The 17778-nt window shown below is 46.6% G+C and carries 15 protein-coding genes; 13 read left to right on the top strand and 2 right to left on the bottom strand.

What is annotated here, in order from left to right:
• The first annotated feature begins 6 nt into the window (after window positions 1-6).
• Both DESDE_RS18865 and DESDE_RS18860 read left to right on the top strand, forming a co-directional pair.
• Window positions 7-1146: an efflux RND transporter periplasmic adaptor subunit gene (locus tag DESDE_RS18865; RefSeq protein ID WP_014795620.1), complete on the top strand. Its 1140-nt coding sequence runs from the start codon at window positions 7-9 to the stop codon at window positions 1144-1146.
• Complete coding sequence (locus tag DESDE_RS18860) at window positions 1143-4274, top strand: efflux RND transporter permease subunit (RefSeq protein ID WP_014795619.1); 3132 nt, start codon at window positions 1143-1145, stop codon at window positions 4272-4274. The genes DESDE_RS18865 and DESDE_RS18860 overlap by 4 nt, the downstream gene beginning before the upstream one ends.
• Window positions 4275-4382: 108 nt before the next feature.
• On the opposite strand, the gene DESDE_RS18855 is transcribed toward DESDE_RS18860, so the two are convergent.
• Both DESDE_RS18855 and DESDE_RS21875 read right to left on the bottom strand, forming a co-directional pair.
• Window positions 4383-5105: a FadR/GntR family transcriptional regulator gene (locus tag DESDE_RS18855; protein WP_014795618.1), complete on the bottom strand. Its 723-nt coding sequence runs from the start codon at window positions 5103-5105 to the stop codon at window positions 4383-4385.
• Window positions 5106-5362: 257 nt separating this feature from the next.
• Entirely contained in the window at window positions 5363-5596 is a 234-nt protein-coding gene (locus tag DESDE_RS21875) for a hypothetical protein (protein WP_041917300.1), read from the bottom strand.
• Between the two features lie 596 nt (window positions 5597-6192).
• On the opposite strand from DESDE_RS21875, the gene DESDE_RS18845 reads away from it, so the two are divergent.
• The 11 genes from DESDE_RS18845 to DESDE_RS18795 all read left to right on the top strand — a co-directional run bounded on the left by DESDE_RS18845 (window position 6193) and on the right by DESDE_RS18795 (window position 17653).
• Window positions 6193-7581 (top strand): FAD-binding oxidoreductase, encoded by a 1389-nt coding sequence (locus DESDE_RS18845; RefSeq protein ID WP_014795617.1) that lies wholly within the window; start codon window positions 6193-6195, stop codon window positions 7579-7581.
• Window position 7582: 1 nt separating this feature from the next.
• Window positions 7583-8887 carry a (Fe-S)-binding protein gene (locus DESDE_RS18840; RefSeq protein WP_014795616.1) on the top strand — a complete coding sequence of 435 codons (1305 nt, stop codon included), beginning with the start codon at window positions 7583-7585 and terminating at the stop codon, window positions 8885-8887.
• A 301-nt stretch (window positions 8888-9188) separates the two neighbouring features.
• Window positions 9189-10046, top strand: a complete 858-nt coding sequence (locus DESDE_RS22925) for a methyl-accepting chemotaxis protein (protein ID WP_014795615.1) — start codon at window positions 9189-9191, stop codon at window positions 10044-10046.
• Window positions 10047-10168: 122 nt separating this feature from the next.
• Window positions 10169-10777 carry an ATP-dependent Clp endopeptidase proteolytic subunit ClpP gene (gene clpP / locus DESDE_RS18830; RefSeq protein ID WP_014795614.1) on the top strand — a complete coding sequence of 203 codons (609 nt, stop codon included), beginning with the start codon at window positions 10169-10171 and terminating at the stop codon, window positions 10775-10777.
• 172 nt (window positions 10778-10949) lie between these two features.
• Window positions 10950-11825, top strand: coding sequence for a UTP--glucose-1-phosphate uridylyltransferase GalU (galU, locus tag DESDE_RS18825; RefSeq protein WP_014795613.1), 876 nt, complete (start codon window positions 10950-10952; stop codon window positions 11823-11825).
• A 176-nt stretch (window positions 11826-12001) separates the two neighbouring features.
• Window positions 12002-12727 (top strand): hypothetical protein, encoded by a 726-nt coding sequence (locus DESDE_RS18820; RefSeq protein WP_014795612.1) that lies wholly within the window; start codon window positions 12002-12004, stop codon window positions 12725-12727.
• Window positions 12728-13380: 653 nt separating this feature from the next.
• A complete protein-coding gene (locus tag DESDE_RS18815; RefSeq protein WP_014795610.1) occupies window positions 13381-13722 on the top strand; it encodes an autorepressor SdpR family transcription factor in 342 nt (113 codons plus the stop codon).
• 33 nt (window positions 13723-13755) lie between these two features.
• Window positions 13756-14421 (top strand): SdpI family protein, encoded by a 666-nt coding sequence (locus DESDE_RS18810; protein ID WP_014795609.1) that lies wholly within the window; start codon window positions 13756-13758, stop codon window positions 14419-14421.
• Window positions 14422-14500: 79 nt separating this feature from the next.
• The gene (locus tag DESDE_RS18805) at window positions 14501-15181 is read left to right on the top strand and encodes a hypothetical protein (protein ID WP_014795608.1); all 681 of its coding nucleotides are present in this window, start codon (window positions 14501-14503) and stop codon (window positions 15179-15181) included.
• Window positions 15182-15333: 152 nt separating this feature from the next.
• Entirely contained in the window at window positions 15334-15660 is a 327-nt protein-coding gene (locus DESDE_RS18800) for a hypothetical protein (protein ID WP_014795607.1), read from the top strand.
• 169 nt (window positions 15661-15829) lie between these two features.
• Complete coding sequence (locus DESDE_RS18795) at window positions 15830-17653, top strand: cell wall-binding repeat-containing protein (RefSeq protein WP_014795606.1); 1824 nt, start codon at window positions 15830-15832, stop codon at window positions 17651-17653.
• The last annotated feature ends 125 nt before the right edge of the window (window positions 17654-17778 follow it).

The raw sequence follows: 17778 nt of genomic DNA, 5'->3' as shown, positions 1-17778 counted from the left end.
AACTATATGAAGTTAAGGTTTCGTTTATTATCGACTGCCCTAATCATCGGTTTAACCCTAACAGTTACAGGGTGCGGTTCCCAAGCAGCACAGACAGTAGTTGAAGAAGAATCTTATATCCCTGTTGAGGTTCAGTCGGCTACAGCCAGGACCTTAGTAGAAACGGCAATTTTCAGTGGGAAAGCAATCTCAGATCAAGAGGTTTCCATCGTTCCCAAAATGCCGGGAAAAGTGACGGGCATTAATGTGAAGGTAGGAGATAAAGTCCAGGCAGGACAGGTTCTCTTCACTATGGACACCGTCGATCTGCAGAAATCAGTCGATACAGCAATGATTGCCATAAAGAGTGCGGAGCTTTCTTATCAGATGACCAAGGACTCCCTGGATTCTGCCAAGGAGAATCTTGAACGGCAAAGAGCCCTTTATGAAGCCGGAGCTATTTCAAAAGTCCAGTTTGAAGGCATGGAAGATCAAGTCACCTCATTGGAGAATAATCTTAAAGCAGTTCAGCTTCAGATGGAGCAGGCTCAACTGGGCTATAACCAAGCTTATGACGCTATGTCCGATATGACCGTAACGGCACCTGTCAGCGGAACCATTGCCGCTCTTAATGTCGTGGTGGGACAAATGGCCTCTCAAGCCATGGCCGCCGTGACGATTACTCAATTGGATGCCCTTTATGTTTCCTTAAGTGTTCCTGAGAATATTGTGAATACCCTTAAAGTGGGACAGGAAGCGACCGTTATCATTAATTCCGCCGGGGAAAAGGAGATAAAAGGTGTTTTAACCAGCCTTGCTCCGGCAGCTAACGCACAGACCGGTCTCTATCCTGTTAAAGTGACCATTGAGAACACAGAAAACCTGGTTAAGCCGGGTATGTTTGCTAAAGTAGAGATTCCCACCAAAACCAAAGAGAATGTCCTGGCCGTCAACAGTGAAGCCGTTGTCTTGAAAAACGGAGAATATATTGTCTTTGTGGTTGAAGAGGAGCGCGCTGTTGCCAAGAAAGTACGTTCCGGACTCGATACCGGAGCTGAGGTGGAGATCCTCGAGGGCCTGCAGACAGGAGAACAAGTGGTTGTCAAAGGACAAACCTTAGTTGAGCAAGGAAGCAAAGTTAAGGTGGTAGGGGGGAGCGAATCTTGAAACTAGCGGAAGTCTCCGTCAAGCGCCCTGTTACCATTATCATGACGGTTTTGATCGTCATTCTATTAGGAACCGTCTCTTTAACCCGTCTTCCTATTGACCTCTTTCCGGAGTTTGAACTTCCCATGGCCATCGTCATGACGGAATACTCGGGAGTTGGCCCTCAGGAAATTGAAAAGCTGATTACAAACCCTATTGAAGGAGCAGTATCTTCTGCCGAAAATATTGATATAGTAACCTCCACCACCACAGAAGGGTCGTCCATCGTCATGGCCTCCTTTAAAACGGGAACCGACATGAACTTTGCCACTTTGCAAATGCGCGAAAAGGTCGACATGATCAAATTTGCTTTGCCCGAAGGGGCCGGTTCGCCTATGGTTCTCAAAATTGACATCTCTATGATGCCCATTATGCAACTGACCATGACCTCAGAACATGCGGATTTAGCTCAATTGCAGGCCTTGGCTGAGGATGAAATCAAACCGCGGATTGAACGGGTCAAGGGGGTTGCCTCAGTCTCCGTCAGCGGTGGTTATGATAATGAAGTGAAAATTAAAACCCATCAGGAAAAAATGCAAGGCTATGGTTTAAGCATCAACACCCTGGCCGGTATCCTTGCCGCTGAAAACCTTAATTCCCCTGCCGGAGAAGTTAAGAAAGGGAACCAGGACTTAACCATCCGTACGACGGGAGAGTTTCAATCCCTGGAGGAGATAAAAAATCTCCTGATTCCTCTCAACACAGGAGGGCAGGTCAGGTTAAAGGATATCGCCGATGTTGAAATTGGACACACCGATGTAACCACCATTTCCCGCACGAATGGTTTACAAAGTGTCAGCATTGCGATTCAAAAGCAATCCGGAGTCAACACCGTGGCTGTGGCAGAGGATATCACCAAGGCTATCGGGGGGTTAAAGGCAGAATTCCCGGAACTGACCTTGGACACAGTCTATGATGAATCGGTGTACATCAAAGAAACCATTAATACGGTGTTCAAAGAAGCGCTTCTTGCCGGTATTCTGGCCATCGGCATACTCTTTATCTTTTTCCATAACCTGCGTACCACCTTTATTACAGCAACCGCCATCCCCATTGCCGTTATGGCGACTTTTGCCTGTCTGTATTTTATGGACGTCAGCATCAATATGATGACCTTAGGCGGCTTGAGTCTGGCTATGGGCCGTCTGGTTGACGATAATATCGTAGCCCTGGAAAACATCTACCGGTTCCGCGAGGCCGGACATTCCAAATTTGATGCCGCAGTTAAAGGGGTTTCAGAAGTAGGGATGGCTATTACGGCATCGACTCTGACCACCGTAGCCGTATTTTTACCCATCGTTTTTGTTGAAGGCTTAACAGCGACTCTCTTCCGGGATCTCGCTCTGACCGTAGGAATATCCTTAGGTGCCTCCCTTCTCGTATCCCTGACACTGGTCCCCGCTTTATCCGCTAAAATTATGAAGGTTGGGGAGATCCCTGTGGGCCGAAAAGGACTTAGAGGCCTTTTTGACGGCTTTGGCCGGGGCTTTGATAACGGATTCACCCGGCTTGAAAAAACCTATCGGCGCTTCCTTCACTACGCTCTTGGTCACCGCAAAACCATCGTTGTGGGATCCATCCTGATCTTTGTTCTCTCCGGGGCTTCCACATTCTTTCTGGGAGCGGAGTTCATGCCTTCTTCCGATACGGGGCAAATTACCGTTAGTGTGAAACTGCCTGATGGAGCTCAATTGGAAGATACGGATGCCGCCATTGCCGAAGTGGAAAAAGACCTGGAAGGAATTGCGGAAGTCCAAACAGCATTCGCTCAGGTTGGAGGGGGAGGACTCATGTCCTTCGGTGGTGCATCAGGGAATTCAGGTTCAATTTCGATCCAGCTGGTTCCGCTCATGGAGCGGGATCGCAGTGTTGATGAAGTGGCCGAGGAACTTCGTGCTTTGACTAAGGATATTCCTGGAGCAAAAATCGAAGTAACGGTGACCGATATGATGTCTATGGGAACAACAACACCTATCGATATTGCGATTAAGGGAGATGAACTCGACCAGCTGCAACAGATTGCCACAGATATTCAGACTATGGTGGTCTCAGTAGAAGGAACCCGGGAAGTAAAAACCAGCATGGGGGAAGGAATTCCTGAAGTCCAGGTGGCAATTGACCGGGAGAAGGCCTCCAAATACGGGCTTACTGCCTACCAGATTGCCAATGGTTTGAAAGGTACTCTTTCCGGGACCACCGCCACAAGATATCGCTATGAAGGAAAAGAGATCAACGTGGTCATCACAGGAGATGATACCTTCAAGCAATCCTTATCCAATTTAGAGCAAACCCCGATTACAACACCCCTTGGTACGGATGTACCTTTAAGCCAGATCGCCGAGGTGACCATTGAACGTGGCCCAACAGCCATTGAACGTTCAGGCCAAGCTCGTGTCGTTCATGTGAGCAGTGATATTGTGGGCAGAGATCTGGTCAGCGTTACCAATGATATTCAGGCAAAACTTAAAGACTATCCTCTTCCCAATGGCTACACCTATGAAATGGGAGGGGAAAATGAAGAGATGGTTAAGTCCTTCCAAGACTTAGGTATGGCTTTAATCCTGGCTATTGTCCTTGTCTACATGATCCTGGCGGCTCAGTTTGAATCACTGATCCATCCGTTCACCATCATTTTTTCACTGCCCATGGGCTTTTCAGGAGGAATGCTCGGCCTCTTTATTACGAGGAGTACGATCAGCGTCCCCGCCTTTATCGGGCTCATTCTTCTTACGGGTATCGTAGTAAGTAATGCCATTGTGTTGGTCGACTATATTAACAAGCGGCGTGAGATGGGAGATGGCCGTGAAGAAGCTATTGAGAATGCCGGTCCCATCCGTTTGCGCCCCATTCTCATGACCTCACTGGCTACCGCGCTGGGCCTTCTTCCCATGGCTTTTGGTATAGGAGAGGGTTCAGAGACTATGGCTCCCATGGCTATCGTGGTCATCTTTGGCTTAACCCTTTCCACCCTTTCCACTCTCATTCTGGTTCCGGTAATCTACACCATGAATGACGACTTTAAGAATTTCTTGAAAAGAAAGGGTAAAAGAAAAGCAACCCCAGAACCCAGTGAAACCGTCACAGCCTAGGTGAATGAATAATGGGTGAATAATGAGGACAGGTTCCTTGATTCACCCAAGTTAGCAAATTAAAGAGGAGGGCAAAGCGCCCTCCTCTTTAATTTGCCTATTTAAGCATTATTCTTCATCTTCCCGATACTTACCAAGTTCCAGCTCCACCTTGCGCAGGTGTTCATAAGTCAACTTACGGGCCATGTCTGCATTTTGGTCCCGTATCATTTCATAGATACTTCGGTGATCTTCAAAAAGCCGGGACGACGTCCCTTCGGTAGTTGCCGACATCCAGAGGGCCCGGGTTACTTGCAAAGTCTGTCCCATAATTTCCTGGACGGTATTCATCATACGGTCAAGGAGCGGATTCTCACTGGCCTTGGCCAAAGTCAGATGGAATTTTAGATCCAGGGTCTCACTGTTTTTAGCACCCGGCAAATCTTCTTCCATCTGCTCGATGAGCTCTTTAAGCGTTGCCAGTTCTTCCTCATTGCGGCGAAGTGCGGCTAAGCCCGCAGCCTCTACCTCCAAAGCCTTGCGGACCTCAAGAATATTTTGAAGTTTATCCTTTTCCAACAGGAGGATAAAAGTTAATGGTTCAATAATAGCGTTGGAGGGATTAGCCTTGACATAGATACCTCCCCCTTGGCGAATCTCCAAAATCCCCGTCAAGCTTAAAGCGGCTAAGGCCTCCCGGACCGAAGTTCTTGAGACCTGGAAACGTTCCGCTAATTCATTTTCTGTAAGGAGCTTATCTCCTTGAGAAAGTTCACCTTTCACGATAAGCCCCTTAATTTGATCTAAGATAATTTCGGTGGTTCGCTTGCTTTTAATTGGTCGAATATCCATATTTTCTACCTCACAAATTCAGATCGTTTGTTCGATATCATTGCTCGATTTTGTTTAATAATTCTTACTTGTGTAAAAATTATATCATATTGCATGGGGAAGAGGGTAGTTAATTAATCTTTATAATTCCGGAGGACCACGTTTCATCCTCTGCCGATGCCGCTTGCGGCATGGGGGGGCTACCCTGAAAAAGACCTGAAAGCTGATTCTCCAAGATTTTGCTTTCGGCGCTCACTCCATAAGCTGCGCGGAGCAATCTAATCGCTCAAGACCTCCACTGCGTCGGGTTCCCGGCTAAATCGGCTCCTCGAAAGCACTGCTTTCGCACTTGTTCTCATAGCCGGTTGGAAACGTCCTGTTTCCAACCCGACTCCGCTGCAGTCTTTTAGCGAAGATTGCTTACCTGCTCGCTTAAATTCGTTCCCTACCTTAAAGCAAAATCCTTGGGCTGTCTTTCGGGTCTGAGCGGTGCTGCTACCCGATCCAAACAAGCTTTTTCATCCTCTGCTGGTGCTAAAGCCCGAAAACAGAGCTGAAAAAGACCCGCAAGCGTAGCTTTACGCACAAAAGTGAACGGATTTCACTGTGTATAAGGCAGCTAAGTCTTCTGCTTCGCTTCACTCACCATAAGCCAAGCTTTCTTTAAGCGGAGGGGCGGTCGGGTTAACGAAAGCTTTCTTAACGTAGCGCAGCCACCGGTTCACATACAGAAAGCAGCGGGGTTTGGCGTAGCTGTTAAGAAAGCGAGTTGACCAGCCCCGGAGCTATAGAGTAAACGTTGTGCGTAAAGCTACGTGACCCGAGCCGTTTTTTATTCCTCTGCCGGTGCCGCCAGCGGCATGAATAGCTATCCTAAAACTTATAAGAAACTTAAAACCCTAAATGCTAATCTGAAAATGCTAATAAATGGGGTAAAATCAGAAAGTTTTTTTTAGTCACAAAGTTCTTTTTTTCCCAATGTAGGAATTTATCGAAGGATACCGAATAATATATAAAATAATACAACGTATCATAGGATGGTCAGACCAATGAATTTTTACTATTATAATCTCATTAGTTTAATTCCACATAAGGAGGATTTATTGTTATGTTAAAAGCGGAAGCTTTGAATGAACTCATCCAAGTCCTGGGCAAGGAGAATGTGGTCACGGAGCATGAAGAACTCCTGTCTTACTCTTATGACGCCACCGCAGCGATGCCTCGCCAAACCCCGGATGTCTTTATTACTCCAAAGACCACAGAACAAGTCTCTGAAGTCATGAAGATTGCAACTAAGTATGATCTTCCCGTTTATCCACGGGGATCAGCCACTAACCTCAGCGGCGGGACTATTCCTATCGAAAAAGGAATTGTCATGTCCATGCTTCACATGAACCAAATCATTGAGGTGGACGCTGAGAACCTGACGGCTACCGTCCAACCCGGTGTCATCATTCAAGACTTAAACGATGCGGCATTAGAGCATGGTCTTTTCTATCCTCCCGATCCCGGTACAGTAAAAACCGCGACCATGGGCGGTTCTGTTTCAGAATCCTCTGGTGGCCTTCGTGGACTGAAATACGGTGTGACCAAGCACTATGTTATGGGCATGAAGCTGGTTCGCGCTAATGGGGATATCATCAAATGGGGCGGCAAAACAGTGAAGAATGTTACCGGTTATGATCTGACCGCTTTATTCACTGGTTCAGAAGGAACTCTGGGTATCATCACCGAGATCCTTGTTAAACTTAACCCCGTACCCGAAGCCAGAAAAGCACTCCTCGGAGTATTTGATGATATCGATAAAGCAGGAAATGCGATCGCAGCCATTATCCGTAACAAGGTTATTCCCGCGACCCTGGAAATCATGGACAACATCACCATCCGCACAGTAGAAAACTTCACCCATGCCGGACTTCCTGTGGATGCAGAAGCAATTCTTCTTTGCGAAGTAGACGGATATAAGGAAGCAGTAGAACGTGAAGCAGCCCTGGTTGAAAAGATTCTTAAAGAACAAGGCGCTGTGGGAGTAAATGTGGCGAAGACCGACGAAGAGCGGGATAAAATCTGGCTTGCCCGCCGGAATGCTCTTCCTGCCCTGGCTCAACGGAGACCCACCACTGTACTGGAGGATGCTACCGTACCCCGCAGCAACATTCCCCATATGCTCAAAGCCATTCGTCAAATCGCCGACAAATACGATCTCCTCATTGGCACCTTCGGTCATGCCGGCGATGGTAATCTCCATCCCACGATTCTGACCGATGAAAACAATAAGGAAGAAATGGAGCGCGTCGATAAGGCTGTCGAGGAAATCTTCCAAGTCGCCGTATCCTTGGGCGGAACTCTTTCCGGTGAGCATGGTATCGGCATGGCTAAAGCCAAGTTCTTACCCTTGGAATTCGGTGAGGCCGGTGTAAAGCTTCTGAAAGATATCAAAGAAGCATGTGACCCTGATTATCGCATTAACCCTGGTAAAATGGTGAGGAGGGACTAAGGTGAGTATTTACAGTTCACTTGACTCCATCCAAGACGAATTAAATAAATGTATGAAATGCGGAAACTGCCAAGAAGTTTGCCCCATCTACAAAGAGAACCGCCGGGAGGTCTCGGTGGCACGGGGGAAAATCAGCTTGGTTCAGATGGTCATGAATGGTGAGGTAGAGATGACAGAAGGCATTGCCGACCGTCTATCCCTCTGTACCACCTGTATGGCCTGCAATAAGATTTGTCCTTGTGGAGTTCGCTTTGATAAAATTATTCTGGCAGCCCGGGCCGAAGCCGTTCGTAAAAAAGGCCTCCATCCAGTCAAAAAGATCGCCTTTACTGCCCTTAAAGCCAACCGTCTCTTTGACTTTGGCATGAAGATAGGAAGTACTTTCCAAGGGCTGGCCATGAAACGTGTTCATGGCAGTGATAAAGGAGCTCGTCTCCGTATTGATATCGGGATTGGCAAGGAAAAGATCCTCCCCAATCTTGCTCCCCGCCCCTTAAAGGATGAGCTTCCTGAAGTCACTAAAGTAAAAACGCCCAAAATACGGGTGGGCTACTATATCGGTTGTATGACCAACTATTTCTATACCGACATGGGTAAAGCTGTCGTCGATGTCTTAAAAGAAAACGACTGTGAAATTGTCGTTCCTAAAGACCAAGGCTGTTGCGGTACTCCCGCAGCCGTCAATGGGGATGTGGAATCTGCCAAAGCTTGCGCTCGCCGCAATCTGATGGCTTTTGAAAAGCTGAACCCTGATGTGATCATTTCTAACTGTTCCTCCTGTGGAGAAGCGTGGAAGCACACCTTCCCTCAGATTTACGAAGAGGATCCGGAAATGAAAGCTTTAGCAGACAAATGGGCAGCTCGAACCTATGATATAGCGGAATTCCTCATTCATAAGGTTCCCTATAAAAAAGAGGGCCTGGGACCTGTTAAACGCAAAGTAACCTATCACGATCCCTGCCACCTAAACCGTGGTCAAGGGGTCAACAAAGAACCGCGTGAGATCCTCAACTCCATTCCCGGTCTTGAATTTATCGAAATGAAAAAACCCGATCGTTGCTGCGGAATGGCAGGATCCTTCTACTTGGTTCATCCTGATCTGTCCAGTCAGATCGGCGAAAAGAAAATTGCGGACATTGCTCAAACCGGCACCGATACAGTGGTCACCGGCTGCCCGGCCTGCCGTTTACAACTGACCAGTGGTGTTATGAATGCCGGCTTGCATGAAAATGTTATGCACACTGTTCAAATTCTCGCTGAATCCTACAAAGCAGGTAAAAAAGGAGCAAAGCAAGCAGCCCGTTAAGGGCTCCCGGCCTTTGCCCTCCATAAAATATTCAATGAGCTGAAGACAATTCAGAGGAAAAAGTCGGAATTTAAGCAGTGCAAACTTCGGTTTGCACTGCTCTTTCGCTTGGCTGGAAAGTTATCAAACAGAACTGGACACAAACCCGAAAATATATTTAATTCGATAACAAAAAAGGAATATATAGAGTGTATCAAGAACTCTTTGACAAGAACTCTTTGAATAGAGTTCTCCATATGCTGGAATATACTTTAGAATATTCTTTATAACATGCATCAAGATCAGATGAAGGGGTGCAACGATGGAATTAACCTCGGCTATAGCCAATAAAATTGTAGATTTTATTTATGAACAAAGTGGATACCATAGTATAGTGTGCGATCCCTCCGCCCGCATTATTGCAGACTCAGCCAAAACCCGGCTGGGTGTGGTGCACGGAGGAAGCCAAAAGATTTTAACCGGTAATCAGGATACTGCAGTCGTTACTGCAGTAGATGCTGAACAGTCGGGAGGAAGCCTGAAGGAAGGATTCAGCCTGGCCATAAAGCTCAATGGAGCCAAGATTGGGAGCTTTGGCATTGCCGGACCTTTAGCTATTGTTACACCCATTGCCAAAGTGGCCACCGGTATGGTCATTACCACTATTCGTGATGAAGAAATAAAGGACACCATTCGGGATCAGGTCCAGAATCTTACGGCCTCAATTGATCAAGCAGCTGCAGCTATAGAAGAAATGGTCGCTTCCTCCCAGGAGGTAGCCTCGATTGGGATGTCGGTGGCAGAGGAAGCCCAGAGGGGCCATGAACAGGTTAAAGCGACGGAAGAAATTCTTGATTTTATTCGACGGGTCGCCAACCAAACCAATTTACTGGGGCTCAATGCCGCCATCGAAGCCGCGCGGGCGGGGGAGCAGGGACGGGGTTTCCAAGTGGTGGCAGGAGAGGTGCGAAAGCTTGCTGAGGACAGCAGCCGCTCAGCTAATGACATCCAGGTCATTCTGAAGAATTTTCGTGATACCATCGAAGCCGTCGCCGCAGGCGTGAGCCAAAGCGGCAAAATCAATCTGGAACAAGCCAGCAATACTCAGGATATTGCCGAAATGGTAGAAGGAGTAAAAAAAGTCGGGCATTATCTAAGTAAGCTTGCCGATGAGCTATAATTTTGTCGCTAATTTATATTTGACCTTTATTGACCTTTGTACTAAAATAAGAGTATCGGGAAAGGATATAGTGAGAACAACTAAAGAATACTGGTTAAAGAATTAGACAAGGGGGATTCTTAATGGGCTATTTAGTACCAATGGTCATTGAACAAACCAATCGTGGAGAACGTTCCTATGATATTTATTCAAGACTTCTTAAAGACCGAATTATTTTCTTAGGGGGACCGGTTACCGATGACGTAGCCAACCTAATCGTCGCCCAGATGCTCTTCCTGGAAGCTGAAGATCCTGAGAAGGATATTTTCTTATACATCAATAGTCCAGGAGGATCCATTTCTGCCGGTATGGCTATTTATGATACCATGCAATACATTCGTTCAGATGTCCACACCATCTGTGTCGGTTTGGCAGCAAGCATGGGGGCCTTCCTCTTGACTGCTGGGGCTAAAGGAAAGCGTTCCGCTCTTCCCAATGCCGAGATCCTCATTCACCAGCCCTTAATTGGCGGGGGAGGGATTTCCGGTCAAGCCACAGAGATCGAAATCCATGCCAAGCATTTACTCCGGGTCAAAGAACGTATGAACCGCATTCTCGCTGAACGTACAGGCCAAACCATCGAACGCATCGAAGCGGATACAGATCGGGATCGCTATATGACAGCAGAGGAAGCTAAGGAATACGGTCTTATTGATGAAGTCTTTGAAAAAGCCAACAAACCCGAAAAATAAAGACCACAGTAAAGCAAGGGAATAGTTCCCTTGCTTTACTTTTTTCGATCTTCTTGATGTTATTGGGTAAGATATTGGATAATATATACAAGATATCTAAACCTAGCTATAATTTACATAGACATAGCTGTTTATAATCATAGACAACTAAATCTGAAAAGGAGTAGAGGAATTGAGCAGACGACAGATCAGAAAAGCCATTATCCCGGCAGCAGGCTTGGGAACACGGTTTTTGCCCGCCACCAAAGCCCAACCCAAAGAGATGCTCCCCATTGTGGATAAACCCACCATTCAATACATCGTCGAAGAAGCCGTTAACTCTGGAATCGAAGATATCATCATCGTTACCGGACGCAATAAACGGGCTATTGAAGACCACTTTGACCGCTCCATAGAATTAGAGACCTTTCTTCAGAAGAATGAAAAGGAAGAACTTCTCGACATGGTTCAAGACATAGCGCGAATGGTGGATATTTATTATGTGCGGCAAAAAGAGGCTTTAGGCCTGGGCCATGCTATCTATTGTGCCAGAAAATTCATAGGAAACGAACCCTTTGCAGTCCTCCTGGGAGATGATATCATTCATTCCGAAGTACCCTGTCTCGGTCAGATGATGCATATCTATGAACGGCATGGTGCCAGTATCGTCGGCGTTAAACAGGTGCCTCTGGAAGATACTTCGAAATATGGAATCGTGGATGCAGTCCCCCTCGATGATTCTTTATACAGGGCTCAGGACCTGGTAGAGAAACCACAGCCCGAGGATGCTCCCAGCACCCGATTAGCCATTATGGGCCGCTATATTCTTAATCCTGAAATCTTTGGCACCCTGGAAAATATCCCTCCCGGCAAAGGGGGAGAAATCCAACTTACAGATGGCTTAAAGGAATTGGCTAAGTTCCAGGAGATTCTCGCTTACGAATTCGATGGCCAGCGCTATGATGTAGGGGATAAGCTAGGCTTTGTACAAGCCACCATCGAATACGCCCTGCGTCGAGAGGACCTTTCTGAGCCCCTTATGCAATACCTTAAACAACTGGTCAAGTAATATAGAATTTGCTGTTCTTTTTTCGCGAAAGCTTGTACCCCTAGGTAAACTCATGACAAATCGGACAAGCTGAGGGCGGAAAAAAGGTCGGGACTTTCAGGAAAAGCGACAGGTTTTACTCCTAAAAATTGGTAATATGATTAAGAACTATATTCCATTTTAAAGGAGGGAGATTCATGGAGTTCGACAAAAAGAAGGTCCTTACTCTGGCGGGAACCCTCGTATTGGCCGGTGCGGTGGTTGTCGGCGGAATCTATGGACCGAGTGCCTGGAAGGTCTTTATGAATAAGGCAGCGCCCGAAAAAGATTCTGTCGTTATTCAGACTCCTCCTGTTGAAGGCGCGAACCCTCAGGATCCTAATGTCACCGAAAGTCCGCCTGGACAATCCTCTGGGGTTAGCCCTGCTGTGACAGTGACTGAACCGCCAGGGATTAATGCCACTCCACAGGGAGATGTCTCAGGGCCAAAGAAATATAAAGAGCCCGATACAAAAGACATCAGCTTAGCCCCATCTGTCGCCGGCTTTTTTGGCGAGAATGGCTTGAGCCAAGATGCCCAGAACCTGGTTTTTGGTGCGGCTTGGAATGTCCATCAGTATGTGGATGGATATTTATTTGGACCTAATGCAGGTCCTCAGATGAATGAAGAAGATATCAAGCGCTACATCGTATTCCACAAATCCCTGTGGGATCAACGCTTAAAGAGTGAGACCAATCCAATGGCACAATTTAGTGAATACTTTAGTGCCTTGCTGAATCGTGGAGCCGATGCTTTTAATGCGAAGGACAAAGTTCGCATCGAGCAGTTCCATCAGGAGCTTCATGATTTGGACACCCATCTCATGCGTGATGATCAGAGTTCGAAGATTTACGGGGCCACTCCATTTGCCACGAAACGGTAAAGGATTCGACTTTTTACATGGACTATAGGAAGGAAATACACTATGGAAAAAGTAAAGAGTATGTCAAACACTGCGGCTGATTCTTCACGAAAGATCGAATGCAATACCGTGACGGGCAGAGGACCGTTCGACGTAACGATGAGCAAAAGCATTGAGATAGAGTTCAAATCAAGGGGACAACTGAATATGGCATGGGAAGAACGCTTTGTCGCGTGAAGAAAAGCCCTAAGGGGTTTTGGTCTGCAGCAGGATTCTGATTAAATCGATGCTGCAGGTATCTGGAAAAGCAACGAAAGTGCGCACCAGCCGGCGTAACAATAGGCTGCATCACTTAAGAAAGGATCTATGCTAAGTGAGAAGATCTTCTCCATGGGGCAAGACGGCTTTAAGCGCTTAAGACCGGAATGCTCACAATGGTTAGAGAGGTTGAAGCGGTGAAGTAGATTCGCTTCAGGGTGAATACAATGGAAATAATGCGCGCTTTAAAAAAAGAAGATCTGACCGACGGGTCAGGTCTTTTTTCTATTGAGAAGAATAGTGCTATAGTGGACCTTGTATTGACTTATACACGGTAATACTATATATTTAGATTTAGATATTTAGATAATTATCTAAATATCTAAATCTAAATATCTGAGGCAAGGGGGGATAATATGTCTCCACTCAACGAAACCTTCAAAGCTCTCTCAGACAAAACACGCCGTCAGATTCTTAAACTCTTGCGAGCAGAGGATTTAACAGCCGGAGAAATTGCCGATCACTTTGATATGACCAAGCCGAGCATTTCTCATCATTTAAATATACTGAAGCAGTCTGATTTGATCAGCGATCGCAGGCAAGGGCAGAATATCTATTACTCTCTTAATACTTCAGTTTTTGAAGGCATTATGAGTTGGATTCTGGAATTTACGGTCAAACAACCTGAGGAACCGGGGTTTCAGCATGATGAACATGACTTTGCAGAAACACCCAAAACATCCGAGACCAAGAAGTAGAGCATTCAAATCAAAGCCATAGGGGGAAAATGTATGGAAAATACAAACACCAATCACCAAGGAAGCCTTTCCAAAATCATTTCCGGCATACTTGTTATCATCAATATCATTGTTGGCATATGGGCCTATCCCCAACTCCCTGAGCAAGTTCCGTCCCATTGGAACTTTGCAGGACAAGTGGATGGTTATTCCGGTCCTTTTGCAGGGGCATTTCTTTTACCGCTGATCATATTAGGAGTCTACATTATATTTTGGATCATTCCCCGGATCGATCCCAAAAGGGCGAATTATCTTAAGATGGGAAGAGTTTTCTGGATTGTCAGCACCACCTTGGTCGTGTTCTTGTCCCTCATGTATTGGGGAACCATAGCCGTAGCAATAGGCTATTTTGAGACCTTGCCTCGCTGGTATTTCTCAGGAATAGGCATCATCTTTATTCTACTGGGCAACTATTTTGGAAAAATCAAATTCAATTATACTTTTGGTATCCGGACTCCCTGGACCTTGGCCAATGAAGAGGTCTGGGCAAAGACCCATCGTTTTGCCGGACCTATCTGGATAGTCGGAGGAATACTCATGGCTTTGACCGGACTTCTCCCCGCGGCGTGGACGGTCCCCCTTTTTGTCATCGTAATGTGTCTCATCGCTGTGGTTCCTATGGCCTATTCCTATCTCGTCTATCGCAAGCTTAACTTCTAAAATATTTTAGTGCTTGTGTCTAAAATCTCTTTTCCCTGGTCAAGCTATGAATAGAATCCAGGAAAAGGAGATTTTTGTTATGCGTAAGATGTATTTACTCATTGGATCTGTAGCCCTTGGAGTAGGCTTAGTCATCGGAATCGTAGGCTATGCCCTGGCAACAACACCGACGGATGGAAATTCACGACTGACTTTTTGGAATAAGGAGAACGGTTTGTATACTTCTGAATTAGGGGAGGGGGCTCCCCGGACTGGATTGGATGTACTATATCCCCATAGTCCGGAAGAAGAAGCCTTAGATCCCACAGAAGCAGGGTCAGAAGAGGTGACCATTCCCAGCACTGCCTCAAACAATGTATCTGAAGACTTAGCACAAGAAATCCTGGCCGACTACAAACTCAATGTAGCCGCATTGTTTGAAGCATGGAAATCCTCGGATATGGTCGCTTTCCGTAAACAACTGGAAGAGGCTTATACAGGAGAACTTTTTGAAAAGCATGCTCGCCAGGCAGAACCATTCATTGTCCAAGGAGTGGGGATGGAAGTCAGCTCTATCCTCTTTGATGAGGTAAAAGTGGATACCGCTACGATGACCTCCGCCACACTAACAGCCACTTACAATTATGTCGCCCATGACTATGATATCGGCAATCAAATGGCCATAGGTGAAAGCACCAAACATCAGGTCAAGGTACGAGTTAATATGGTAAAGAAAGATACCCGTTGGCTCATTACAGGGGAGACTGTTTTAGAGTCATAAACCTCTCTTACCTATAGAGAATAAGAGTTTAGCCCAGGCATCGATTTCTAAATTTAGGAATCGATGTCTGGGTCTGTTTCATTCGTTACAGGAATTTGCTAAAATAGAACTGAAAGACCACGAAATGTTAGGATGATGGGGAGGGCTTAAGGTTGGAAGAGAAAATCTTAAGCATCTTAGGTGAACTGCTTAAAGGCCAAGAGGAATTAAGAAGCGATGTAACAGCCTTAAAAGACGGGCAAGAGGAATTAAGGAGCGATGTAGCGGCCTTAATAGTTGGACAAGCGACTTTGAGGTCGGAAGTGACTCAAATTAAACTAACGTTAGAACATAAGACTAATGTTAAGATCCAAGCCTTATTTGATGCGCGAGAAGTCCAGAAGGATGTCAATCAACAAATTTTTGCCGAATTGGATGAGATTAAAGGAAAGATTGACCGTTTGCAGATAGAAACAGCACATGTAAGAGTTGCTAAATAATAAGTATGAAGGCTTAAATAATAAAGCATGCCATTTAATCGCATGGTTTTGTTCCCCGATTGAACAGAACCATGCGTTATTATTTTCCGCGAATCTCCGGCCCCGAGGAAGGAAACAAGGGGAAAATGTTGAAATAAGTACAAATCGACACGAATTAGGAGGAGTCGCTGTGATCCGACGCTATGCCATAACCGGTGTTATGATGTGTGCTTTATTAACTACTCAAACATTTGGTCAGCCTGTTGTTCTTTATGCTGCTACGGAAAGCACGGGGAGCTTATCCCAAGCAACGAGCACTACCTATGTCAATCCATCCTATGAGGACATCAATCAAATCATCGAAAACATTGCCAAGGAAAAAGAAATTCCCAGCATTATACTCAAAGCGATCGCCTTTAAAGAAAGCTCCTGGCGCCAATTTGATAAAGAAGGTAACCCCATACTTTCCAGGCTGGAGCATCCCGCCATTGGGATAATGCAGGTGGCAACCTATAATGATAATGACCAAGAAACCATCGATAAGCTTAAAACAGACCTTGAGTTCAATATCCGCATGGGTGCCGACCTTCTCAATGAAAAATGGCGCTTTACTCCAACCATCGGGGATGGGGATCGCAATAAACTGGAGAATTGGTATTTCGCCCTTTGGGCCTATAATATCTGGACGGACAAAAACAACCCCAATACTCTCGCAGCAACAAGTCCCGGCACCTTGACTTATCAAGAGAAGGTCTTTAGCATTCTGGCTCAGCCGGAAGGTTTCTTTGCTCAATACATCGAGCCTGTGGTAGTTACCCCCATTCCCACAGAGCTGCTTCCCGTTGCGGGAGTTCCGGCTAAGGATAGTGTTTGGGCCACCCCAGAACCTATCCATTACGGAGATCTCAATACTTCAGGAAACCCCGGCGATGAATCCACCGACCCTAATAATTCCGACAATACGGAAGAACCCCCCGGCGAAGAAGAAGTACCCGACCCACCTCAAACACCTGAATCTCTGGAGTTTATCCGTTTAGCTGGTGAAAACCGGATTGATACAGCTATTGAACAAGCGTTAAGCGGGTGGCCGGCCGGAGCGGCAACTGTCGTCCTGGCTCGGGCCGACCATTTTCCCGACGCCTTAGCCGGTGTTCCTTTGGCAGCTCACTATGATGCGCCTATTCTCCTGACTTCAAGTCAAACCCTTGAAACCCGGGTGGAAGAAACCATCATGGCCTTAGACCCGGAAAAAGTGATCCTGCTTGGCGGAGAAGGAGCCTTGAGCCAGGGCATATCAGACAAACTGAAAGACTTAGGCTGGGGCAGTGACCGACAAATACGGGTCAGCGGACTCAACCGCTATGGGACTGCGGCCGACATTGCCCTGGCTACAGTGGAAGTATCCCAGGACCGGTCGGCAGGTTCAATAGAAGCGGTGGCTATTGCCACCGGAGAAAACTTTCCCGATGCGCTCAGTATTGCTTCCATCGCCGGCATCAAACAAATGCCCATCCTCCTTACAGAAGGAAAGACCCTGCCCAAGGAAACCCTGGAAGCCCTAAGGACCTTAAACCCTCAAAAGGTGTACTTGATTGGGGGCGAAGGGGCTATTAACTCATCGATTCAAGATAAAATCCAGGAGCAGCTCAGTCTTTCCTCCTCACAGCTGGTTCGTTTATACGGAAATTCCCGGTATGATACGATGGCAGCAGTAACGGAGGCTTTTGCGGCCGAAAGTCAGGGCTTATGCTTTGCCACAGGGCAGGAATTCCCGGATGCTTTAGCCGGTGCTGCTTTAGCTGCCCGCCTGAAAGCCACGGTCATTCTTCTGCCCAAAAGCTCCATCGAGGATTATCCCCGACTCAAAAATGCTATCGCCCGGCACCCCCGTAACATAGAAGCCCAACCGTATATCTTTGGGGGAGATGGCGCAGTATCCCCTGAGCGGATTGAAGAGCTTAAAGAGCTATTAGGGAATACTTATTTAGCCGGTAATCTACTCGAAAAACCATAAAAATCGCCATGTGGAAGCCTTACGGAAGCTTGTACTCACCCCTTGATATCAGGGGTAATCTCTCGCCCGCATAGACAGGGGTATGTCATGTTGTAAAATGGCAGAAACTATAGTAAACTGAAGAA

Origin of the sequence: Desulfitobacterium dehalogenans ATCC 51507, assembly GCF_000243155.2 — a bacterium.
Lineage (GTDB): Bacteria > Bacillota > Desulfitobacteriia > Desulfitobacteriales > Desulfitobacteriaceae > Desulfitobacterium > Desulfitobacterium dehalogenans.
Note: the sequence above shows the minus strand (reverse complement) of the source record. Positions and strands in the feature narration are given on the sequence as shown.